The sequence below is a fragment of the Mesorhizobium sp. M0208 genome (assembly GCF_040322015.1).
GTDB lineage: Bacteria > Pseudomonadota > Alphaproteobacteria > Rhizobiales > Rhizobiaceae > Mesorhizobium.
This window is the reverse complement of the sequence record NZ_JAMYSP010000028.1, coordinates 30000-52773: the sequence shown is the minus strand read 5'-3', so window position 1 is coordinate 52773 and position 22774 is coordinate 30000. Positions and strand designations below refer to the sequence as shown.

At 64.1% G+C, this 22774-nt stretch carries 22 protein-coding genes and 1 tRNA gene; 17 read left to right on the top strand and 6 right to left on the bottom strand.

Features of this window, described 5'->3' with window-relative positions; all coding sequences use genetic code 11:
• Positions 1–37 precede the first annotated feature (37 nt).
• From NKJ17_RS24130 to NKJ17_RS24105, 6 genes are all read left to right on the top strand, one after another.
• Complete coding sequence (locus tag NKJ17_RS24130; RefSeq protein WP_352690280.1) at positions 38–2101, top strand: 3-hydroxyacyl-CoA dehydrogenase NAD-binding domain-containing protein; 2064 nt, start codon at positions 38–40, stop codon at positions 2099–2101.
• A 175-nt stretch (positions 2102–2276) separates the two neighbouring features.
• Positions 2277–3482, top strand: a complete 1206-nt coding sequence (pcaF, locus tag NKJ17_RS24125) for a 3-oxoadipyl-CoA thiolase (RefSeq protein WP_352509105.1) — start codon at positions 2277–2279, stop codon at positions 3480–3482.
• A 169-nt stretch (positions 3483–3651) separates the two neighbouring features.
• Positions 3652–4683: a BMP family protein gene (locus NKJ17_RS24120; RefSeq protein WP_352509104.1), complete on the top strand. Its 1032-nt coding sequence runs from the start codon at positions 3652–3654 to the stop codon at positions 4681–4683.
• Positions 4684–4892: 209 nt separating this feature from the next.
• Positions 4893–6377 carry an ABC transporter ATP-binding protein gene (locus tag NKJ17_RS24115; protein WP_502896211.1) on the top strand — a complete coding sequence of 495 codons (1485 nt, stop codon included), beginning with the start codon at positions 4893–4895 and terminating at the stop codon, positions 6375–6377.
• Positions 6377–7432, top strand: coding sequence for an ABC transporter permease (locus tag NKJ17_RS24110; protein ID WP_352509103.1), 1056 nt, complete (start codon positions 6377–6379; stop codon positions 7430–7432). Before NKJ17_RS24115 ends, NKJ17_RS24110 begins: the two co-directional genes overlap by 1 nt.
• Entirely contained in the window at positions 7429–8373 is a 945-nt protein-coding gene (locus tag NKJ17_RS24105; protein WP_352509102.1) for an ABC transporter permease, read from the top strand. Before NKJ17_RS24110 ends, NKJ17_RS24105 begins: the two co-directional genes overlap by 4 nt.
• A 16-nt stretch (positions 8374–8389) precedes the next feature.
• On the opposite strand, the gene NKJ17_RS24100 is transcribed toward NKJ17_RS24105, so the two are convergent.
• Entirely contained in the window at positions 8390–9157 is a 768-nt protein-coding gene (locus NKJ17_RS24100; RefSeq protein WP_352509101.1) for an SDR family NAD(P)-dependent oxidoreductase, read from the bottom strand.
• A gap of 264 nt (positions 9158–9421) precedes the next feature.
• Between NKJ17_RS24100 and NKJ17_RS24095 the strand changes: the two genes are divergently transcribed.
• Positions 9422–9577 (top strand): hypothetical protein, encoded by a 156-nt coding sequence (locus NKJ17_RS24095; protein WP_023678176.1) that lies wholly within the window; start codon positions 9422–9424, stop codon positions 9575–9577.
• Positions 9578–9707: 130 nt separating this feature from the next.
• Positions 9708–10655 carry an LLM class flavin-dependent oxidoreductase gene (locus NKJ17_RS24090; RefSeq protein WP_352509100.1) on the top strand — a complete coding sequence of 316 codons (948 nt, stop codon included), beginning with the start codon at positions 9708–9710 and terminating at the stop codon, positions 10653–10655.
• A gap of 34 nt (positions 10656–10689) precedes the next feature.
• Here NKJ17_RS24090 and NKJ17_RS24085 read toward each other — a convergent pair whose 3' ends face one another.
• The 3 genes from NKJ17_RS24085 to NKJ17_RS24075 are packed head-to-tail and all read right to left on the bottom strand — an operon-like array spanning position 10690 to position 13593.
• On the bottom strand, positions 10690–11640 hold the full coding sequence (locus tag NKJ17_RS24085; protein WP_352690278.1) for a dihydrodipicolinate synthase family protein: 951 nt from the start codon (positions 11638–11640) through the stop codon (positions 10690–10692).
• On the bottom strand, positions 11630–12625 hold the full coding sequence (locus tag NKJ17_RS24080) for a Gfo/Idh/MocA family protein (RefSeq protein WP_352690277.1): 996 nt from the start codon (positions 12623–12625) through the stop codon (positions 11630–11632). The genes NKJ17_RS24085 and NKJ17_RS24080 overlap by 11 nt, the downstream gene beginning before the upstream one ends.
• Positions 12622–13593 carry a Gfo/Idh/MocA family protein gene (locus tag NKJ17_RS24075; protein ID WP_352690274.1) on the bottom strand — a complete coding sequence of 324 codons (972 nt, stop codon included), beginning with the start codon at positions 13591–13593 and terminating at the stop codon, positions 12622–12624. Before NKJ17_RS24075 ends, NKJ17_RS24080 begins: the two co-directional genes overlap by 4 nt.
• A 101-nt stretch (positions 13594–13694) precedes the next feature.
• On the opposite strand from NKJ17_RS24075, the gene NKJ17_RS24070 reads away from it, so the two are divergent.
• From NKJ17_RS24070 to NKJ17_RS24040, 7 genes are all read left to right on the top strand, one after another.
• Positions 13695–14408, top strand: a complete 714-nt coding sequence (locus tag NKJ17_RS24070; protein ID WP_352690271.1) for a FadR/GntR family transcriptional regulator — start codon at positions 13695–13697, stop codon at positions 14406–14408.
• 20 nt (positions 14409–14428) lie between these two features.
• The gene (locus tag NKJ17_RS24065) at positions 14429–16009 is read left to right on the top strand and encodes an ABC transporter substrate-binding protein (protein ID WP_352690269.1); all 1581 of its coding nucleotides are present in this window, start codon (positions 14429–14431) and stop codon (positions 16007–16009) included.
• Positions 16010–16074: 65 nt separating this feature from the next.
• On the top strand, positions 16075–17034 hold the full coding sequence (locus NKJ17_RS24060) for an ABC transporter permease (protein ID WP_352690267.1): 960 nt from the start codon (positions 16075–16077) through the stop codon (positions 17032–17034).
• The gene (locus tag NKJ17_RS24055) at positions 17034–17933 is read left to right on the top strand and encodes an ABC transporter permease (RefSeq protein WP_352690265.1); all 900 of its coding nucleotides are present in this window, start codon (positions 17034–17036) and stop codon (positions 17931–17933) included. Before NKJ17_RS24060 ends, NKJ17_RS24055 begins: the two co-directional genes overlap by 1 nt.
• An 18-nt stretch (positions 17934–17951) precedes the next feature.
• Positions 17952–18869 carry a dihydrodipicolinate synthase family protein gene (locus NKJ17_RS24050; RefSeq protein ID WP_352690263.1) on the top strand — a complete coding sequence of 306 codons (918 nt, stop codon included), beginning with the start codon at positions 17952–17954 and terminating at the stop codon, positions 18867–18869.
• Complete coding sequence (locus NKJ17_RS24045; RefSeq protein ID WP_352690304.1) at positions 18866–19876, top strand: ABC transporter ATP-binding protein; 1011 nt, start codon at positions 18866–18868, stop codon at positions 19874–19876. Before NKJ17_RS24050 ends, NKJ17_RS24045 begins: the two co-directional genes overlap by 4 nt.
• Complete coding sequence (locus NKJ17_RS24040) at positions 19876–20844, top strand: ABC transporter ATP-binding protein (RefSeq protein ID WP_352690260.1); 969 nt, start codon at positions 19876–19878, stop codon at positions 20842–20844. The genes NKJ17_RS24045 and NKJ17_RS24040 overlap by 1 nt, the downstream gene beginning before the upstream one ends.
• Positions 20845–21097: 253 nt before the next feature.
• Here the strand turns inward: NKJ17_RS24040 and NKJ17_RS24035 are convergent, their stop codons facing one another.
• On the bottom strand, positions 21098–21418 hold the full coding sequence (locus tag NKJ17_RS24035; protein WP_352690258.1) for a DUF167 family protein: 321 nt from the start codon (positions 21416–21418) through the stop codon (positions 21098–21100).
• 13 nt (positions 21419–21431) lie between these two features.
• Positions 21432–21722 (bottom strand): YggT family protein, encoded by a 291-nt coding sequence (locus NKJ17_RS24030; RefSeq protein WP_023678162.1) that lies wholly within the window; start codon positions 21720–21722, stop codon positions 21432–21434.
• Between the two features lie 164 nt (positions 21723–21886).
• On the opposite strand from NKJ17_RS24030, the gene NKJ17_RS24025 reads away from it, so the two are divergent.
• Both NKJ17_RS24025 and NKJ17_RS24020 read left to right on the top strand, forming a co-directional pair.
• Positions 21887–21962: transfer RNA gene (locus NKJ17_RS24025), tRNA-Ala, on the top strand.
• A 233-nt stretch (positions 21963–22195) separates the two neighbouring features.
• Positions 22196–22654 (top strand): hypothetical protein, encoded by a 459-nt coding sequence (locus NKJ17_RS24020; protein WP_352480022.1) that lies wholly within the window; start codon positions 22196–22198, stop codon positions 22652–22654.
• The last annotated feature ends 120 nt before the right edge of the window (positions 22655–22774 follow it).

The window sequence follows — 22774 nt, the reverse complement described above, 5'->3', positions numbered from 1 at the left end:
GTCGCGCTATTGGCCAACATCGTTGTATGAGGTTTGCGTGTCCGATTTCGTCAGCACCACAAGGCATGGCAACGTCGCGGTGGTGATCATCGACAATCCGCCGGTCAACGCGCTGAGCTTCCATGTGCGCGAGCCGTTGATGCGGGCGCTCGTTTCCCTGCGGGACGAGCCGTCGGTCGGAGCAATCGTGATCGCCTGCGCCGGGCGGACCTTCGTCGCCGGCGCCGATATCACCGAATTCGGCAGACCGGCGCAGCAGCCGGAATTGCGCGCTATTGTCGCCGTGCTGGAAACTATTACCAAGCCGACGGTCGCAGCTATTCACGGCACTGCGCTCGGCGGCGGCCTGGAACTGGCGCTCGGCTGCCATTTCCGTGTTGCCGACCGAACGGCAAGGCTCGGCCTGCCGGAAGTCAAGCTCGGCCTGCTGCCGGGCGGCGGCGGCACGGTTCGCCTGCCGCGCCTGGTTGGTCCGCTAAAGGCACTCAGCATGATCGTTTCGGGAACGCCGATCGGTGCTGCCGAGGCGCTCGCCGACGGCCTCGTGGATGCCGTCTTCGATGGCGACCTGATCGCGAAAGCGGTGAGTTTCGCCAGCGAAACGGCCGCGAAAGGCGATCCGTTCACGCCCGTGCGCGACCGCAATGATCGCCTCGACCAGGCCGACTTGCCGGCTTTCGACAAGCAGGCGGCAGCGTTTTCCAAAAAAGCACGCGGCCTCGAAGCGCCGATCGCCTGTGCGCAGTCGGTCCGCAACGCCCTGACGCTGCCCTTCGACGAAGCGCTGGCGGCGGAGCGCGACCTGTTCCTCAAGCTTGTCGCCGGTGACCAGTCACGCGCGCAGCGGCATCTGTTCTTCGCTGAACGTGAGGCGGCAAAGATTGCCGGCAAGGATGTCGTCAGGCGCAAGATCGCCCGGGTCGGCGTCATCGGCGCCGGCACCATGGGCGGCGGCATCGCCATGGCGTTCGTCAATGGCGGTCTTCCCGTGACCTTGCTGGAGACGACGCAGGAAGCATTGCAACGCGGACTGACGACGATCGACAAGAATTATGCCGTTTCCGTTATCCGCGGATCGCTGAGCGAAGACGCCAAGCGCGAGCGGCTGGATTTGTTCAGGGGCAGCACCGACTATGCCGACCTCGCCGATTGCGACCTGATCGTCGAGGCCGTGTTCGAGGAGATGGCGGTCAAGAAGGATGTCTTCGGCAGGCTCGATGCGGTGGCCAAACCGGGCGCGATCCTCGCCACCAACACCTCCTATCTCGACGTCAACGAGATCGCCGGTTCGACGTCGCGGCCGCAAGATCTCCTCGGCATGCATTTCTTTTCGCCGGCTAACGTCATGAAGCTTTCGGAAATCGTCCGCGCCGACAAGACTTCGCCCGACGTGCTGGCGACCATCGTCGATCTGGCACGGCGGATCGGCAAGGTGCCGGTCGTTGTCGGCGTCTGCCACGGCTTCGTCGGCAATCGCATGCTGGCGGCGCGCGGTGCGGAACTGGAGACGCTTCTGCTGGAAGGCGCCATGCCGAGCCAGGTCGACCAGGTGTTCACCGATTTTGGCTGGCCGATGGGGCCGTTCGAGATGAGCGATCTCGCCGGCCTCGACATAGGCTGGCGCAACCGCAAGGCGCGTGGCCAGTCGGCCGTGATCGCCGATGCGTTGTGCGAACAGGGACATTTCGGCCAGAAGACCGGCAGCGGCTTCTATCGTTATGAGAACGGTTCGCGCACGCCGCTGCCCGATCCCGAGGTCGAGACGCTGATCCGTAACAAAGCTGCCGAACGCGGCATTGCACCGCGGCCAATCGGCGCCGAGGAGATCATCGAGCGGACGCTCTATCCGATGATCAACGAGGGCGCCAAAATCCTCGAGGAAAAGATTGCCGCCCGGGCGTCCGATATCGACCTTGTCTGGGTCAACGGCTACGGCTTCCCGGTCGGCAAAGGCGGGCCGATGTTCTGGGCGAGCCTCGAAGGCGTGGACAAGATCATCCAGCGGCTGGATCACTGGCACCAGCAGACCGGCAAGGACGTCTTTCGAGTGGCACCTCTGCTTAGGCAAATGGCCGAAACCGGTTCCTGGGACGGCGGCTAGTATCAACGCCGGTCAGGCGCTGGTGATCGACGGTGGAGAAAGCATCGGCTGATCCGCCGCTCCCCGCAGGCGGCAGCTGAAATTGTCTTTGGCCTAACGGCCGGCGGCGAGATGTGCTTTCGTCTCGAGGAGAATGCGGCCAACATGGCTGGGCCGGGAAAGGGAAGGCTGCATTATGGCCGAGGCCTATATCTGCGACTACATCCGCACGCCGATTGGACGCTTCGGCGGTTCGCTGTCGGCGGTCCGTGCCGACGATCTCGGCGCTATCCCTTTGAAGGCGCTGGTCGAGCGTAATTCGGGCATCGACTGGGCCGCCATCGACGATGTCGTCTATGGCTGCGCCAACCAGGCCGGTGAGGACAATCGTAATGTGGCGCGGATGTCCCTGCTGCTGGCCGGCCTGCCCAAGGAGGTTCCCGGCTCGACCGTCAATCGCCTCTGCGGTTCGGGCATGGATGCGGTGATGATTGCTGCCCGCGCCATCAAAGCCGGCGAGGCGGAGCTGATAGTATCAGGCGGCGTCGAATCGATGAGCCGTGCTCCGTTTGTCATGCCGAAGGCGGAGACCGCCTTTTCGCGCAATGCCGAGATTTACGACACCACGATCGGCTGGCGCTTCATCAATCCGCTGATGAAGAAGCAATACGGCGTCGATTCGATGCCGGAGACCGGTGAGAACGTGGCGGAAGAGTTCGCTGTCTCCCGCGCAGACCAGGATGCGTTTGCCGTGCGCAGCCAGGACAAGGCAATCGCCGCGCAAGCCAATGGTCGGCTGGCGAAGGAAATTACGCCGGTGACGATCGCGCAGCGCAAGGGCGATCCGGTGATCGTATCAAAGGACGAGCATCCGCGAGCAGGCACGACGATCGACTCGTTAGCCAAGTTGCCGACGCCGTTCCGGCAAGGCGGCACGGTTACCGCCGGCAATGCCTCGGGCGTTAACGATGGTGCCGCAGCGCTGATCGTCGCCTCGGAAACGGCCGTGAAAAGATACGGGTTGACGCCGATCGCCCGTATTCTCGGCGGTGCCACCGCCGGCGTGGCGCCGCGCATCATGGGCATTGGTCCGGTGCCGGCCACGCAAAAGCTATGCGCCCGGCTCGGCCTGGAGCCGCGACAATTCGATGTCATCGAGCTCAACGAGGCCTTCGCCTCGCAAGGCATCGCGGTGCTGCGCCAACTCGGCATTGCCGAGGATGCGGAGCACGTCAACCCGAATGGCGGCGCCATCGCGCTCGGCCATCCGCTCGGCATGTCCGGGGCGCGCATCACGGGCACGGCTGCGCTGGAGCTGCGCGAACGCGGCGGCCGCTACGGCCTCGCGACCATGTGCATCGGGGTCGGCCAGGGGATCGCGGTGGCGCTCGAGAGATTGTGAGCAAGCAGCTCCGGTCGTTCTAAAGGTGCGATTACACGAACGTTTACAGCAGTTCCGCCCGGCCAAATTTGACCATGTGGACAAAAGCCGGGCACCGTTCCATAGTTCCTTCGCCGATATTCCAGAGAAGAGAGCCGGCTCGACACGGCGCCAATCAGAGGGGCATGCAATGGACAACGGGAAGAGCAGAATCCAATCGAAACGCGAAGGGCTTTCGCGACGCAACGTGCTGGAGCTGGGCGCGCTCGGCCTGGCGGCGGCGATGCTGCCGAGGAGCGCCTTTGCCAAGACCAAGAAGCTGAAAGTGGCGGCGATCTTCGCCACGCCGATCGAGGAACCGTGGGACAACCAGATCCATGTCGCCCTGCAGAAGGCCGAGAAGGAACTCGGCATCGAATACAAATGGTCGGAGAAGGTACAGACCGCCGATTTCAGCCGTGTCATGCGCGAATATGCGCAGGGCGGCTATGAGCTGGTGCTGGGCGATGCCTTCGCCGCCGAGCGCGAATCGCGCAGGACCGCCAAGCAATTCCCGAAGACCGCCTTCCTGTTCGGCTCCGGCGCCGGGCCGGCCGAACCGAATTTCGGGGTTTTCGACAACTGGATCCACGAGCCGGCCTATCTGTCCGGCATGATTGCCGGAAAAATGTCGAAATCGGGCACGATCGGCGCCGTCGCGGCGATGGGCATTCCGGAAGTGAACCGGCTGGTCAACGCCTTCTTTGCCGGCGCCAAGGAGGTCAATCCCAACATCAAGAAGAAGGTCGCCTTCATCGGCTCGTTCTTCGATCCGCCGAAGGCAAAGGAAGCTGCTGTCGCCCAGATCGACGCCGGCGTCGACGTCATCTATGCCGAGCGTTTTGGCGTCATCGAAGCGGCGGTCGAGAAGAAGATCCTCGCTATCTCCAACATGTCGGACCAATCGAGCCTCGGCCCCGACACCGTGATCACCGGCCCGGTCTGGGACATGTATCCGACCGTCGAGCAGGCAATCAAGCTGGTCAAGGCCGGCGTCTTCACCGCGCAGGATTACGGCGATTTCTCGCGCATGGCCAAGGGCGGCTCCTACCTCGCGCCCTACCACAAGTTCGACAAGACGCTGCCGGCCGAGGTCAAGGACTTGGTCGAAAAGAAGAAGGCCGAAATCCTTGACGGCAATTTCCGCGTCGATGTCGATGAGAATACGCCGGTCTCGGATTAGGTGCTTGCCCTCCCCCTCGTGGGGAGGGTGGCCCGCAGAGCCGGGTGGGGTCCGCGGCGACGCGCTCCATCTTTTTCAGTCAGAGGTCGAGGCAGTTGAGGTGACCCCTCCCGCCTCGCTTCGCTCGGCACCCTCCCCTCAAGGGGGAGGGATATCGGCGTCAACGCCACCAGGATCCCGCCTTGTCAACGCCTGCCCCTCTCATCGAAATGCGCGGCATCTCCAAGAGCTTTGGCGCCGTCAAGGCGAACGAAGCCGTCGATCTCAGCGTCGCGCCGGGTGAAATCCTCGGGCTGCTCGGCGAAAACGGTGCCGGCAAGACGACGCTGATGAATGTGCTGTTCGGCGCCTATGCGCCCGATGCCGGCGAGATCCTGGTGCAGGGCCGGCCGGTGACGATCAACAGTTCGGCCGATGCGCTTGCCGCCGGCATCGGCATGGTGCACCAGCATTTCCATCTCGCATCGCGGCTTTCGGTGCTGGAAAACCTCTTGATCGGTATTCCCGGCAGATCGGGCCGGATCGATCGTCCCGGCGGGCTGGCGCGGCTCGCCGAGATCGGCCGCCAGCACGGGCTGACGCTCGACCCGGACCTTCCCGTCTCGGCGCTGGCGGTCGGCGAGCAGCAGCGGCTCGAAATCGTCAAGGCGCTGTTTCGCGGCGCAAGGCTGCTGATCCTCGACGAGCCGACAGCGGTGTTGGCGCCGACAGAGGTCGACGGACTGTTTTCGGCGCTGCGCTCGATGGCGGCACAAGGGCTCGGCATCATCTTCATCTCGCACAAGCTCAACGAGGTGCGGGCGCTGACGCATCGCTGCGTCGTGCTCAGGCACGGGCGCGTCGCCGGCCGGGTCGATGCGCCGGCCAGCACGACGTCCTCGGAGATGGCGCGGCTGATGTGCGGCCACGAGATCGTGCCTCCGGCCAGAGGACCGTCGATGCCCGGTGCGGCCGTGCTGACCCTCGACGGTATCTCGACATCGCATCATTCCGGCATGGCGCTGCACGATGTTTCGCTGTCGGTTCGTGGCGGCGAGATCCTTGGCATCGCCGGCGTCTCCGGCAATGGCCAGCGCGCGCTTGCCGAGGTCATCTCCGGCGTGCGTGCGCCCGATGCCGGGAAGATGACCATAGCCGGCAAAGCGGTTTCGCGGTTCTCGCCGAGCACAGTCCAGGCGCTCGGCCTCGGCCGCATCCCGGAAGACCGCATGACGACAGGGCTGGTCACCAATCTGCCGCTTGCCGATTCCATGGTGCTGCCACGCATCGGCACGGCGGCGTTCAGCCGCAACGGCCTGCTCAAGCCGGATGCGATCCGCGCCTTCGCCGAGGCGCAGATCAAGGCCTACGACATACGTTGCCCCGGCCCGATGACGCGCGCCGGGGCGCTTTCCGGCGGCAATCTGCAGAAGGCGCTTCTGGCGCGCGAACTCGCCTTCGATCCAAAGGTGCTGATCGTTTCGCAGCCGACTCGCGGCCTCGACATCGGCGCCGCGCGCTTCATCCACGAAAAATTCCTCGACATGCGCGCCAAGGGCTGCGGCATCATCGTCATTGGCGAGGACCTGGAAGAGTTGCTGATGCTCTCGGATCGTATCGCGGTGATGTATGAGGGCCGCATCGTCGGCACGCTCGACAGTGCCGACGCCAGCGTCGCTAGACTCGGGTTGATGATGACCGGAGCGGAGGCGTGATGTTCCGTCTCGAGGCCCGCACCTCAACGCCCGCCTGGTTCAATCTGGCGCTGCCGCTGCTCGCAATCGGCGCGACGCTGATCCTGTGCAGCGGCCTCATCGCACTGGCCGGCGCCGGCGTCGTCGAGGCTTATGGCGTAATGTTTTCGGCGTCGCTGGGCGACAGCTACGCCGTCACCGAAACGCTGGTGCGTGCCACCCCGATGATCTTCACGGGACTGGCCGTGGCAGTCGCCTTCCGCGCCAAATTCTGGAATATCGGCGCCGAAGGGCAATTGCTGGCTGGTGCGGTGGCGAGCTGTGCCGTCGGTGCAATCCCGATGCCGGGGCCGCTCGCCATGCTGCTGATGGCGCTGGCGGGTGCCGCCGCCGGCGCGGCCGTCGCCCTGATCCCCGCCACGCTGCGGGTAAAATTCAGGGTCGATGACGTGGTCAGCTCGCTGCTGCTCAACTCGGTCATTTTCTACGCACTGATGGCGCTGATCGAGGGGCCATGGAAGGACAGTTTCAGCGGCTACCCGATCTCGCCGCCGATCGAGGATACGGCCAATTTCCCGGTACTCATCGAAGGCACGCGGCTGCATCTCGGCGTCGTCGCGGCGCTGGTCGCGGCACCCCTGATCTGGTTCGTGGTCGCGCGTACGACGCTCGGCTTCCGCATCAGGGTCACCGGCGAGAACCCGGAAGCCGCGCGCTATGGCGGCATCAATGTCGAGCGGGTGCTGATTTCGACGGCGCTGCTGTCTGGCGCATTGGCCGGCCTTGCGGGCGTCGGCGAGGTCGGCGGCGTGCATTTCCAGGTGATGAGTGACATCTCGCCGGGCTATGGCTATTCCGGCATCGTCGTCGCCATGCTGGCGAGGCTCAATCCGCTCGGCGTGGTGCCGGCGGCGATCTTCCTTGCCGCGGTGATGACCGGCGCCGAGGCGATGTCGCGGGCGACCGGCGTTCCGGCCTTCCTCAGCGATGTCATCCAGGGAACTGCGCTGCTCGCCATGCTGGTGGCGCTGCTGTTCACCGCCTATCGCATCCGTCGCGTGGGAATAGCCAAATGAGCGTGGTGCTGGAACAGATCTTCCAGGTCGGCTTCCTGGCCGCCATCATCCGCATCGCCACGCCGCTGGCCTTCGCGACGCTGGGCGAGATGTTCTCCGAGCGCGCCGGGGTGCTCAATCTCGGCATCGAAGGCATCATGCTTTTGTCGGCAATGACCGGCTTCACCGCGGCGAGCCTGGGCGGCAGCCTGTGGCTCGGCGTGCTTGCGGCGGTGCTGACCGGGGCGCTGATGGGTGCCGTGCATGCGCTGTTCACGGTAGCGCTCGGCCTCAGCCAGCATGTCTGCGGCATCGGCGTGACGCTGTTCTCGTCGGGCCTTGCCTATTTCCTCTACCGGCTGATCTTCGGCCAGCAATCGGTGCCACCGAACATCAAGGGGTTCGAGACGCTGCCGATCCCGATCCTGTCCGACGTACCGGTGCTTGGGCCGGCGGTGTTCAACCAGTTTTCGCTGGTCTACATGGCGATGCTGTCTATTCCCCTGGCCGCCTTCGTGCTCTACCGCACACCCTGGGGCCTGTCGGTCCGCATGGTCGGCGAAAACCCGCGCGCCGCCGATTCGGCCGGCGTCAGCGTCATCGCTACGCGCTTCCAGGCGGTGATCCTCGGCGGTGCCTTGATGGGACTGGCCGGTGCCTTCCTGTCGATGGCGCAATTCAACGCCTTCACCTTCGGCGTGGTTTCGGGGCGTGGCTGGGTGGCAATCGCGCTCGTCGTTTTCGGCCGCTGGGATCCGTGGCGATCGGCAGGCGCGGCACTGCTGTTTGCCTTCGTCGATGCCCTGCAGTTGCGCATGCAGGCGAGCGGGCTTGGCCATATCCCCTACGAGGCCTTCCTGATGCTGCCGTTCATCTTCACCATCGTCGCTATGGCGGTGATGTCGCGCAATGCGGTGGCCCCGTCGGCGCTGCTCAAGCCGTTCCGGCGCGAAGAGCGGTAGAGCGGCGCTCCGCTTTTCACATCGCCGTGAAGCCGTTGTCGACGAACAGATGCGCGCCGTTGACGAAGCTGGCCTCGTCGCTGGCCAGGAACAGGGCTGCCTTCGCGACCTCTTCCGGCTCGCCGATCCGCCCTTGTTGCGCCGCCATTGCCGCGTCGGAGACATCGACGCCGAGTTTGTCGAGATCGGCGACCTCGCGCAGGCCATGCGGTGTCCTGATGAACCCTGGACAGACCGCATTGCAGCGGATGTTGCGGTCGCGGAACTCGACGGCGATGGCACGCGCGAACATATGGCAGGCGCCCTTGGTGGTGTCGTAAAGCACCTCCATCGGCGTCGCCGCCACCGCCGAGATCGACGAGGTGCAGACGATGGAACCGCCGCCGGCGGCGATCATGCCGGGCAGCACGGCACGCGTCATCAGGAACATCGAACGCACATTGACGGCATGCAGCCAGTCCCATTCCTGCAGCGTGGTCTCCAGGAAGGGTTTGATGACGATGGTGCCGGCGTGGTTTAACAGAACCGTAACCGGGCCGAATTTTTCCGTCGCGCCCTTCACCGCCGCTTCGACCTGCGCCTCATCCGATACGTCGGCGACCCAGTGCTCGGCGACATGGCCGCGTTGCCTGATTACCGCTGCGGTAGCCGCCGCCGCTTCGCCGTTGCGGTCGACGATCGCCACCTTGGCGCCCTCGGCCGCGAAAAGCTCCGAGGCCGCACCGCCCATTCCCGTCGCGCCGCCCGAAATGATGGCGACCTTGCCGGCCAGTCTTGTGCCCATGGTATGCTCCCTGCTGCCTTGCCGTGACGTCGCGGCTTTCCGCTGAAGCGATGCTATCCCTCATCCATTGGATGGCCAAGGAGCCACAGACACATGGACCTGACGTTTCCTGCCGTCACCCCGGCATGCCGCAAAAGGCAGCGCTAAGCAGTAAAAGCACTAATGTGTCTATCATTTGGAGAAAATTGTTCTAAGGATCGCGCGAAAATAGCACTCGACAAAGTCTACTGATTTTATAGATTAAGCGCCGAGACGGAGGTCGATATGTCCTATAGCCAGAACGCTCAGACTGCCCGCAAAGGCCAAAGGCTGGGTTCCGACCAGGTGTGGCGGCCGGCCTACGCCGGCGCTTTCGCCTATCTCGTCTTTGCCCTTGCGTTTGTATTCACCGGGGCAGTGGTACTGGGGCTGATCCCCTGATTGTCAAGGCTCTGATCATCGAGGCTTCCTCGGGATAGCGGCCTGCCGTTTGCAGAAATTCCGGAGTTGATGAACCGAATGCCGGTGCGCTTTTGCGCGCCCTGATTCCAACGTGATGGAGGAGATGGCAATGCCGATCGAGTTCACGCATGTTCCCGGTAAGATCCACGCCACCAACGCCAGCTTTTTCTACGACTTTGTCGAGACCGCGACGAAGCTGTCACTGATCGAGGATGCCGGATTCCGGAAGATCGTCATCGACGACCAGGCCGGACTGCTGACCAATATGGACCTTGCCGCCCAGACGCTGGACCGGACCTCGTCCCTGGAGGTCGTGCTCACGCATTGGGCAGGCGTGATCGAACCAACCGTGGCGGCGCGGCAACTCGCTGCCCTCGACGCGAGAAGCGGTGGCCGGCTGTCGCTCAGGATGCTCAGCGAGCCGCTGAGCGACGACGATGCCGAGGCACGTCCGGCCGGCCACACAGTGGTCTGGCAACGCATCGATGAATATCTGGTGCTGCTGAAGCGGTTGTGGTCGAACGACAGGCCGTTCGACCATGAAGGCACCTTTTACAGCATCAAAGGCGGCTATGTGCCGCGCAAGGGGCCGCATGGTGCCGATGTGACCATCCGCATGGGCGGACAGTCGGGCACGGCGCTCAGGGTCGCGGGCAGGCATGCGGATGTGTTCGAGCTGGCGCCGGGCTCGCTTGCAGAAATCCGCCAGTCAATGGAGCGTGTACGCGGCGCTGCTGCCGAACACGGCCGGGCCGGCAAGCTGCGTTTCGCGCTTCCGGTCCGAATCCGTTCGGAAGACAAACCGGCCGCTTCCTGCCAGAAGGCGCTCGAACTTGCCGGGCCGCCGGCGCAGGTCGCGCTTTCGCTGCTTTCTTACGCCGCTTTGGGGATCAAGGAGTTCATGATCGTCGGCGTCGACAGGCCACGCGAGATTGCGACCGCCGGCCGCGAGGCGATCGCGCTCTTGCGCAATTCGCTGGCACGGCGCGAGGCCGATGTCCCTCAGCCGGGGGCGTTTGCGTCACGCGCGACACAGGGAGCACGCGCCGGCTGCTGAAGAGCCTCCGTCGTCCCGCGCCTTGGTGACGGGTCTACCACCATTCCGGGAAAGCCGCGTGAGCCGCCCTGACCAGCGTCGGTATTTCCTGATCGGGAACGGAGCTGTAGGGCCAGAGCAGTCGCGGCCCGAGCGGCGCCCAGCCGCCGGCCGCCGCCATCGCCTTATCGAGTGCTGCATCACCGACATTGTAACGGGTGCGAAACGGTAGGACATGTGCGGCGAGGAAGGCCTGTATGCGGGCCTCGACCTCGGCAGCGGCGGCCATGTCGGTGCGGATTATCTGCCACCACATCATCGCGCCCTTCGGGTTGAGGCAGGCAACGTTGGAATAGCTGCCATGGGCCCCTCCAGCATAGCCTGTTGCCAGCGTGTGGCCGGGGACGAAGACGGAAAATCCGTCCAGTTTGCGGCGCATGTCGGCATACCAGCCGGGGTCGCCGCCCGGCAGCTTGGCGCCGACCAGCGATGGCACGGCCGCACGCAGACTGGCGATGCCGTCGAGCGTCAGGTGGCGCTTGGCGTGCGGCGGATTGTAGAGCACCAGCGGCGTTTCAGGCGCGGCGTCGCACAGGCCGCCGGCAAAGCGCATGACCTCGTCGTCGCTGGGCGGCCACCAGTCGGGCAGCGTGAACTGCACCGCCGCCGGGCGAAGTCCGGCGACCCGCGTCAGCCGCTCCAGCGCGACGCGCGGATTGGACTGGCTGATGCCGATCTGGAAAGGAAGGCGCGCGCGGCCGGCTATGGTTGCGACCAACTCACAAAGCCGGTCGAATTCGGGCTCGGTCTGGCAATGGAACTCGCAGGCCGTGCCATTGGAAAAGACGCCGTCGACGCCTGAGGCGCAGAGCCGGGCGATCGTCTCTTCCGTCGCCTGCCAGTCGATCGCTCCGCGATCGTCGATGGCCAGCAGCACCGCGCCCCAGACGCCGCGCGGTGCGTGTGCGGGCAAGCGGGCCAGATGGTCGTCGAGGTCAGCGTCCACCGGCGATCTCGTGTTCGCGGCGGGTTTCGTTCGAGGCAAAGGCGGCCTCGATGATGGCGATCATCTTGCGCCCATAGGCACCGTCGACCGGCACCGGCGTGTCGTCGGCAATGGCATTGCGCATCGCGCGCCATTCGCGCACCAGCGCGTTATGCATCCAGTTCGGCTCAAAGGAACCGGGCAGCTCGGTCCAGACCGTCTCGCGGCCAAGCATGGTGCCGCGGTCCATGTCGATGCGCAGCGTTCCCTGCTCGCAGATAAGGTCCATGGCGTAGGTCGTAGCGCCGGTGCGGTACCCGACGCTCTGCACCTGGCCGATGCCGCCGCCGGCGAAGCGCAGTCCGAGCAAGGCGGTGTCGTCTGCTTCCTGGTCATGGAACTTGGCGCCGAGCATGCCGCTTACCGACACGACATCGTCATCCATCAGCCAGACGAGGCGGTCGAGCGCGTGGATGCCGGCAGTCAACAGCATGCCGCCGCCGCTCGCCTTGCGCAGATGCCAGTCGCGGCGATTGTGTTCCATCCACAGCTTGATGATCCAGCTCGATCCGATGAGCGGCCGGCCGAGCACTCCTTCCTCCAGCACCTGCTTGGCCGCCATGCAGGGCAGGGCGAAATGCATGAGGTGGGCGACCATCAGCTTGACGCCGCTCTCGGCCACGGCGGCATTGATCGCATCGCAGGCGGCCGCCGTCGGCGCCATCGGCTTTTCGAGCAGGATGTGCTTGCCGGCCTCTGCCGCGCCGATGGCCATTTCGGCGTGGAGGTGATGCGGGCTGGCAATGAGGACCGCGTCGACCTCCTTGTCGTCCAGCAGCCGACGCCAGTCGGTGTAGCCGCTGCCGCCATATTCGGCGGTGAATTGCCGCAGTGCATCGGAATTTCCACGAGAGGCGGCGGCGAGGCGAATGCCTCCAACCTCGCGGATTGCCCGCGCATGGGCTGCGCCGAAATCGCCGGCGCCGATAATTCCTAGTCCAATCATGGTCCTGCCTTTTCGTAAGCGGCGTCGATCAGCGACATCGCCGCAACGTAATCCTCGATGGACACCGACGGAGGCGCCTTTCTGGCCAGCCGGTCAAGCGTGTCGCGCATGCACAGACGGTAGCGCGTTGCCGGCAATTCGACCGGCAGATCGACGATTGCCGCATCGTCGAGCGTGGCGCAGATGGCACGATCACCGTGGTCGACCAGGGTCGCATTGGCAGCGACGATGCGCCATTCGAAGTCGCCACCGGGGCGCATCGAGGCAAAGGTGTAGCCGGCCTCGACGATGAACAGCGCGCCGGCCTCGTCTTCCAGCACCAGCAGCGCATGATCCTCGACCGGGCCCGGATGGATGCGGTTCGCGATCGAAACGGTCTTCAGGCCAAGCCTACCGGTTGCGAGGCTGAGTGCAGCATCCACGCCGTGTATGCCGAGATTCCGCAACGCACCTCCACCACCAACCGCCGGGTCGACGACCCAGGCGACACCGTCGGCGATGTAGCGCCCAGGCGGGCCATTGACCAGCCGGAACTGGCAATGCGCCACCACACCGGCACGGCCCTGCCGGTGCAGCCGCTCAAAGGCGGCAACGGCCGGCCCGAAACGATTGGGCAGGGGCACAGCGACAAAGGCCTGGTGCTGTCGGGCGAGGTCGCGCAGCGCCATCAGTTCCCTCGTATGGCTGGCCGCCGGCTTCTCCAGGATCAGCGGTATCCCTGCCCCGATGATCGCACGTACCCGCGCCGGCACCGTCGAAGGGTGCCCCATCAACAGGATCACGTCCGGCGGGCTGGAGAGTATCTCCGTGAAATCTTCAATAAACGGCAGGTCGTGGTGCGCGGCGAACGCATGCGCTTGGCCAGGATTCTCATCCCAGATACCGGCGATCTCCGCACCGTAAAAGCGTGCGGCGTCGAGGTGCATTTCGGCGTGCCAGTGGCTCGAGCCGGCGAGGATTATCTTCATTCGGGAGCAACATGTTTGCTATGGGCTTGCAGGATATCCTACAAGTAGCTATACGACAAGCAGCGGGCAGGGGTAGTCCAGCGGATGATGAAAGCAGTGGGATGGCGGAACTGAAGTCGATCGAACCGTTGAGCAGGCCGCCGCTCCTTCACGTCACCGTGCAGGAAAGCCTCAGGGCCTATATCGAAAGCAACCAGCTCAAGGCCGGCGATCCCTTGCCGCCGGAGACGTTCCTGGCGCAGCGGCTCGGCGTCGGCCGCAACTCCGTGCGGGAGGCCATCAAGGCGCTGGAATCGATCGGCATCCTGGAGACGCGACGCGGCATCGGCGTGTTCGTCAAGGAGTTCTCGTTCAAGCCACTGCTGGACAACCTGGCCTACGGTTTGCAGGATTCGCTCCGCGACGTCGAAGAGCTGCGCGAAATCCGTCGCGTGCTGGAAACCGGCCTCATCGCCAAGACAATCGAGATGATCAGCGCCGACGACATCGAGGCGCTGCGCCAGTTGACCGAGCGCATGCGGCAACGTGCCGAGCGCCATGAGAGCTTCGCCGAAGAGGACCAGCAATTCCATCAGCTGCTGTTCCGCTGCCAGAACAATCGCATGCTGAGCGCGCTGATCGACATCTTCTGGATGGCGTTCAACAAGGCCTCGAATTTCACCAATCTCGATAATCCGACGCCGCTGGCGACATGGCGCGACCATCACGAGATCGTCGAGGCCGTCGCCGCCAAGGATGTCGACCAGGCGCGTCGGCGGCTCGACGACCATTACCGGGGAATCCAGCAGGTTATCGCCAAAAACCGAACACCCTGAACATGCCAAGGGAGGAAACCATGCGCATCAGGACCACCGCATTCTCTATCGCAGGGCTGCTGCTCGCCAGCATTGCCCCAGTGACCAGCGTCCAGGCACAAAACGCCAAAACCATCGCCGGCGGCTTCGACGTCGGTCCCGGCGGCTTTCCCAAGAACTTCAACCCGCTGGTCGCGACCGGCGGCTACACCTGGCTCAGCACCTATTTTGAACCGCTGGTCATCTACAATGCCGGGCTGACCGAGATCGAAGGCGACCTCGCGAAGGACTACAAGATCAGCGACGACCAGCTGACCTATACGTTCAACCTGGTCAACGAGACTTGGCACGACGGCAAGCCGTTCACCTCGAAGGACGTCAAGTTCACGCTCGAGCTTGCCAAGAACAAGGCCTCCGGCAGCCTGTTTGCCGCCCGTCTCGCCGACATCGCCTCGGTCGATGCGCCGGATGACCACACCGCAGTGGTGAAGCTATCGAAACCGAACGGATCGTTTCTATCGATCCTCTCGCAGCTGATGATCCTGCCGGAGCATGCCCTGGCCACCCTGTCGCCGGAAGCGCTGGCGACCAGCACCTGGTGGTCGACCACTCCGGTCGGCACCGGCCCGTTCAAGTTCAAACGCTACGTGAGCGACCAATATGTCGAGCTGGCAGCCGACGACGACTATCGCAGCGGCAAGCCGAAGGTAGACGTGCTCATCAACCGCTATTTCGAGTCACCGGCGGCGGCCGTCGCCGCGCTCCGTGCCGGCGAAATCCAGTTCACCTATGTCGAGCCCGACGATGCGGCCTCCTTCAAAAGCGACAGCAATTTCAAGGTGATCGAAGGTGCCTCCTACGTGGTCAACTATATCGGCCTGAATCAGAAGGTCGACCTGTTCAGGGATACCCGTGTCCGCCAGGCGATCATGTACGCGATCGACCGCAACGCCATCATAGACAGCCTCTATGGCGGTGCCGCCAAGCCGGCCAATTGCGGCTATGTCGCGCCGCATCTCGTTCCCGAGGGTCTCGAACCATATGCCTACGATCCGGCCAAGGCCAAGGCGCTGCTGACCGAGGCGGGCTGGGACAAGATCAACGGCGACAAACCGATCACCCTGCTGACCTATTACGGCTCGCCGCAAGCGGCCAACGTGATGGCCGCCATTCAGTCGATGCTGGCCGAAGTCGGCATTAACGTGGTGCCGCGCGTCGTCGATACGCCGACCTATAACGGCATCGTCTACAAACAAGGCACGCCGGACTGGAACGCCTTTCCGATGGTCTATGCCGGCCTGCAGAACGGCCCCAATCCGGCCAGCCTCAACCCCGGCCTCAACAAGTCGCAGATCCCGCCGGCAGGCTTCAACACCATGCGCATCGAATTCGACGATCTGAGCGCTGCATTGGACGCCGCCCTCGGCCAGACCGATCCGGCCAAGATCGATCAATCCTGGCAGGAGGTCTGCAAGGTGATGAACAAGGACCTGCCCTGGGCAACGCTGTGGGTGGCCAACCGCTATGGCGTGGCCTCCAACAAGCTGCGTGACTTCGTCTGGACGCCGGCGCCGGGCGGCGGCCCCTACGCAGCTCACCCGGAGCGCTGGGATATCCAGTAAGAACCCCGCAACGAAGCGAGCAGGCGGACCACTTTGGCGCCGCCTGCCACCGCCACGGACAGCCCATGTTGAGCTTCATTGCCCGCCGCAGCGCTACAGGATTGCTGATGCTGGTCGCGCTCAGCATCCTCATCTTCATCCTGTTGCGGCTGGCGCCGGGCGATCCGATCGACGCCTATATCAACCCGTCGGTGCCGATGTCCGCCTCCGATCTCGAGGGGCTGCGCGAACGGCTTGGGCTCGACCGGCCGCTTCCCGTGCAATATCTGGCCTGGCTGCGCGCGGCGCTGGGCGGCGATTTCGGCTTTTCGATCCAGCGCAGCGGCGTCGCCGTGCTGCCGCTGGTCATGGAGCGCATCGGCCCGACCGCGCTGCTGATGGGCACGGGCCTGGCGATCGCCATCGTGCTCGGCATTTCCGCCGGCATTTTCAGCGCGGTGCGCCGTAACGAACCGTCCGACATCGCGCTGTCGGTGCTGTCGTTTATCGGTATCTCCAGCCCGGCTTTTCTGACGGCGCTGCTTGGCCTCTATTTCTTCTCGGTGCTGCTGCGCTGGGCGCCGTCCGGCGGCATGCAGACCGCGGGTGCGCCGTTCTCGATGACCGACGTGCTTGCGCACCTCATCCTGCCCGCTTGCCTGCTGTCCATCGGCCATGCCGCGCTGATCATGCGCTACATGCGCGCTTCGCTGCTGGAAGTGCTCAACCAGGATTACGTGCGGACGGCGCGCGCCAAGGGCGTGCGCGAATTCTGGGTTATCATCAAGCATGCAACCCGCAACGCGCTCTTGCCGGTCATCACGCTGATCGGCTCGACCGTCGGCATCGCCATCGGCGGCGCCATTTTCCTGGAAAGCGTGTTCAATTGGCCGGGCATGGGACTGCTTCTGGTCAATGCCGTTGGCACCCGCGATTACCCGGTGATCATGGGCGCCACGCTGGTGATCGGCGTTTGCGTCATCCTGGTCAACCTGTTGACCGACGTCGTCTATGCCGTCGTCGACCCGCGCATTCAGGTGGCGTGATGGCAATCACTGCGCCGGACCCAACGGTCGACCCGACAGCCTTACCGCACACCAAGGGGCCGCTCCGCCGCGCGTTCGACCGCTTTTTCGAAAACCGCGCGGCGCGTGCCGGGCTTTTGATCGTCATCCCGATCCTGCTGGTGGTTTCGACCTATTCTTTGTGGTGGCCGTTCGGCCCGAACGCCATCGACCTCAGGGCGATGAACAAGGCGCCGTCGGCCATTCATTGGCTGGGTAGCGACGGCGTCGGGCGCGACGTCATGGCCCGGTTGCTGCAAGGTGGGCGGATCTCATTGCTGGTCGCCGTCTGCTCGGTCGCCATATCGACCGTCATCGGCTTCCTGGTCGGCGCCGCCAGCTTTGGCGGGCGCCTCGTCGACGGCACGGTGATGCGCTTGGTCGATCTGGCGATGACGCTGCCGCCGGTGATCTTCCTGCTGGTGCTGGCTTCGATAGCCGGCACCGGCATCGCGCCCACCATACTGGTGATCTCGCTGCTCTCCTGGCCGGTGCTGTCGCGCATGGTGCGCGCCCGGCTGCTCGAACTGCGCGAGCGCGATTTCGTCGTTGCCGCCCGCGGCATGGGCGCGGGGCTGCCGCATCTGCTGTTCCGGCACGGCCTGCCCAATTGCATCGATATCCTGGTCGTCTATGCCACCTTGCAGATCGCCAACGCCATCCTGCTCGAGGCTGGCCTGTCCTTCCTCGGCCTCGGCATCGCGCCGCCCGAAGCCAGCTGGGGCAACATGCTCAATCTCGCCCGCTCCACCGTCGTGCTTGAAAATTATCCGTGGCAATGGATGTTCCCAGGCGCCGCGCTGGTGCTCACGGTGCTCGCCATCAACTTCATCGGCGACGGCCTGCGCGATGCATTCGATCCCCGCTCCGATCTCAACTGACCTCGAAGGTTCATAAAAATGCCCCTGTTTACCGGCGTCGTCCCACCTGTCGTCACCCCGCTCAATGCCGATTTCAGCGTCGATTTCCCGTCGTTCACGCGCACCATCGAGAATCTGCTCGACGGCGGCGTCCACGGGTTGTTCGTGCTGGGCTCGACCAGCGAGGTGGTCTTCCACGACGAGGCAGGCCGCAGGGCCATCCTCGAGCACGCGGTCAAGGTCAATAACGGCCGGGTTCCGATCTTCGCCGGTGTTATCGACCCGACGACCGACCGCGTCATCAACCACGCCCGCATCGCCAGATCGGCCGGTGCCGACGCCATCGTCGTCACCGCGCCGTTTTATACCCGCACCAGCCAGCCTGAGATCGGCGATCACTTCCGCTACATCAAAGATGCGATCGACATTCCGGTCATCGCCTACGACATCCCGGTCTGCGTGCACGTCAAGCTGGAGCGCAAGACCACGGTCGGTCTCGCCAGGGAAGGAGCCATTGCGGGTATCAAGGATTCCAGCGGCGATGACGGCAATCTGCGTTACGTGCTCAAGGACATGGCCGACGATCCCAGTTTTTTCGGCATGACCGGTTCCGAGATCCTGGTCGACAGCGTGCTGGCGATGGGTGCGCATGGCGTCGTGCCGGGCCTCGCCAATGTCGACCCGCATGGTTATGTCAGGCTGTGGAAGCTGACGCAGGCGGGCCAGCTTGCCGAAGCCCGCCTCGAGCAGGAGCGGTTGTTGAAACTGTTCGAGATCGTCTGGATCTCGCTCGGCAGGACCAGCGCCGGCTCGGCCGGCGTCGGCGCCTTCAAGGCGGCGATGAAGAGCCTCGGCATCATCGCCTCGAACACCATGGCGCGGCCGCAGCGCAGCCTGAACGACGAGGAAACCGCAAAGATCGACATGATCCTTCGCGATGTGGGGCTGCTCCGCTGAGCGCCACGCCGATCCTGTCGATTTCCGGCCTGCGCGCGGTGTTCCGCATTGCGGGGCGCGACATCGCGGCGGTAAGGGATGTCAACCTGACGATCGGCTCCGGCGAGACCGTGGCGCTCGTTGGCGAATCCGGATCGGGCAAGTCCGTCACCAGCCTGTCGATCATCGGATTGCTGCCGAAAGGGGTCGGACATATCGCCGAGGGGTCGATCGCGCTGCGCCGCAAGAACGGCACGCTCACCGAACTGACCAACCTCGATGCCGAGTCGCTGCGCAAGATACGCGGCAACGAGATCGGCATGGTGTTCCAGGAGCCGATGACCAGCCTCAACCCGGTCTACACGATCGGCGAGCAGATCGCCGAACCGATCCGCATCCATCTCGGCAGATCGCACCGCGAGGCAGAAGCAGACGCGGTGCGGCTGCTGGAGCAGGTCGGCATTCCCGATCCGAAGCGGCGGGCGCGGCAGTATCCACACGAACTTTCGGGCGGGATGCGCCAGCGCGCCACCATCGCCATGGCCCTGTCCTGCGATCCAGGCTTGCTGATCGCCGACGAGCCGACGACCGCACTGGACGTCACCATCCAGGCCCAGATCCTCGATCTTTTGGCCGAGCTGCAGGCGCAGCGCGGCATGGGCATCCTGTTCGTCACCCACAATCTCGGCGTCGTCGCCGAAATCGCCGACCGGGTAGCAGTGATGTATGCCGGGCGTATCGTCGAGACAGGTCCGGTGAGCGAAGTGTTCACCCGTCCGCGTCATCCCTACACCGCCGGGTTGATGCGCTCGGTGCCGCGGCTCGGCCAGGCCACGGCACTGAAGCTGGCGGGCACGCCGCTGCCGACCATTGCCGGAAATGTTCCGTCGCTCGCGCTGCTGCCCAAAGGCTGTTCCTTCGCGCCGCGCTGCCCGATGGCTATCGCTGCCTGCCGCGCCGCAGTCCCGCCCTTGTTTGCGGCGACGCCGACCCAGCAAAGCCGCTGCCTGCGTTGGGAGGAGCTCTGATGGCCGACGTTCCCTTCCTCTCGGTCAAAAACCTGACTAAGCATTTTGCGCCGACAGCATTCTCGCGTGCCCCGGTGGTCAGGGCGCTGGAGGACATTTCCTTCGATGTCAGGCGTGGCCAGGTGGTCGGCCTGGTCGGCGAGTCCGGCTCCGGCAAGACCACGATCGGCCGCTCGGTGCTGCGTCTGATCGAGCCGACATCCGGCCAAATCACCTATGACGGCACCGATATCACCAGGCTGGGTGCCGCCCAGTTGCGCCGCCAGCGTCGCAAGATGCAATATATTTTCCAGGATCCCTTCGCCAGCCTGTCGCCGCGCATGACGATAGGGCAGATCCTCACCGAAGGCCTTGACATTCAAGCCATTGGCAAGAGGTCCGAGCGGCGGGCGAAGGCCGCGAAGGCACTTGCCGCGGTCGAGTTGCCGTTCGACGCCTATGACCGCTACGCCCATGAATTCTCGGGCGGCCAGCGCCAGCGCATCGGCATCGCCCGGGCGCTGACGCTCGAGCCGGAATTCATCGTCGCCGACGAGCCGGTCTCGGCACTCGACGTCTCGATCCAGGCGCAAATCATCAATTTGTTGCGCGACCTGCAGCTCCGGCTCGGCCTGACCATGCTGTTCATTTCGCACGATCTGGCCGTCGTCGAGTACATCTGCGACACAGTCATCGTGCTCTATCTCGGGCGCATCATGGAGGTTGCGCCGGCGGCCGAGCTTTATGCCCGGCCGCAGCATCCCTACACGCGTGCGCTGCTGTCAGCCATTCCATCGCTCGATCCGCTGGCGAGGCAAGGCCGGCAGGTGCTCAAAGGCGATATTCCCAGTCCGGCGAACCCGCCGTCGGGCTGTGTTTTCCGAACCCGTTGCCCGTTCGCGTTGGAGGCTTGCGCCGCGGCCGTGCCGCCACTGAGGGCGACAGCCGACGGCCATCTGAAGGCCTGCATTCGCGACGACATCGCTTAGGAATAATTGCCCAGACAACGGTCAAACAGGTCCCCAATCCCAGGCGTTCATCGACATCCACCGCCCGGTTTCACGAAGCTGTTATTGTCGTTCCCGTCATTGAAACGTCAGCGATGCCGACCCATATGCACGCTGCGCCGGATGTTTCCTCCCATTCGTCCGGCGCGTTCCCCTCTGAAGGTTTTCGACCTTCACATCTGGCCGGGCTTTGCAGCCCGGCCTTTTTTCTACGGGGTTGGTGAGCGAGCCGAGATCATGGCGCAGGCGTGCCCAGCGTATCGATGCGTTTCGCCAGCGCCGCGGGATCGCCAAGCACACGGACCGTCTTCAGCCGAGCGGTGCCGCCGGCGACGATCGAGACGGCCGAAGCGGCCACGCCAAGCGCCTTGGCGACCAGCCTTTCCAGCGCTCGATTGGCGGCCCCGTTTTCCGGCACGGCGCGAACGCGAGCCTTCAGATGGCTTCGCCCATCCGCAGTCGTTTCGGCCCCCTCGAGCCTGTCCATCGCTGATTTCGGCGTCAGCCGGACGAACAGGTCGATACCGTCGGCGCGCGTCCGGAACAGCGCGCGCATGGGACGCCTGCACTCAGACGACCAGCGAAAGCACGGTGGTGAGCAGGAACTGCCGGATGAAGAACAGGATCAGCAGCAGGATGATCGGCGAGATGTCGATGCCGCCGAGATCGGGCATGAAGCGGCGGATCGGCCGCAGCGCCGGTTCGGTCAGCCGATAGAGCATGTTGCTGATGGTATCGACGAACTGGTTGCGGGAGTTGACGACGTTGAAGGCGTAGAGCCAGGAAAATATCGCCGAGGCGATGATGATCCACCAGTAAAGGTCAAGCGCCATGACAATGGTCTGAATGAGGGCGATCATGCCGGTCTCCGATTGTTGCCGACATGTAGCCACTGTAGCTGAAAGCGGCAAGAGCCGCGTTCCGACGCGTGGGCGAGGCGCACGAACGGCCGAACGGCATTTCGGCAGCAAGGGCAGCCTTGACAGGAAACCGCAGCGGCCGATAAAAGCCCAATCCGCTGGACGGGGCTGTAGCTCAGCTGGGAGAGCGCGTCGTTCGCAATGACGAGGTCAGGAGTTCGATCCTCCTCAGCTCCACCAGCGGATTTTTCGAACCCCCCGTGAATGCTGAGGAACCTTTCTTGGATTCCATGGGTCCTCAGATCAAGCAACCGAATGCATCGCGAGCCTCTGCCGGCTTGGCACTGTCGTCGCCGGGTGGATTCACATCGGCGACGTAAAGGCCCTCTACACCAATAGCGTATGCGGCCTATTGCCACTGCGCCTCCTCCTTGCCAGACTTGGCCCGTCTTCAAAACCGAGGGGAATTCACCATGACCGGCACGACAAGACGTGATTTTGTAGGTCTTACAGGAGTGGCAGCGACGGCCCTGGCCGGTGCTGTTGCAACACGAGCTACCGCTGCCGAAAGTGACGTATCGCCATCGTTCGATGAGGTTCTTCAAGAGTACAATCTAAACAACACAGAAAGGACTAGATCAAAGCTGGCGATCTATGTCGTCCTTTCTCATCTGCACGCCAGCCTCGAGAAGGAATTTAGTGACCTTGGGCTAGAGCTGCCTCTAGGAAAAAAGGCGGTGCCATCGAATCTGCCGGCCAATTTCGAAGACGCGCAGGTTGCACCCCTTCCGTGGCTCTTCAAGCCCTCGGAAGTTACCGACCACGAACGAAATGGCTATGCGACGATTGCAATGCGAATGAACGCAGTGATGGCAAGACACACCGCTGACGTGAGTGTCGGGGTTTCGCATATCATGTCGCACAAGGGATAACCGCGACCTTGCCGGCGAGCACGGCGCGTCAGGCGAGCACAACGCCGGCCGGCGATTTGTTGTTGCGGGCGAACCGATTACCTGTTTTCGCGAGGCGACTGCGCTGCGAGAGTCCTCACA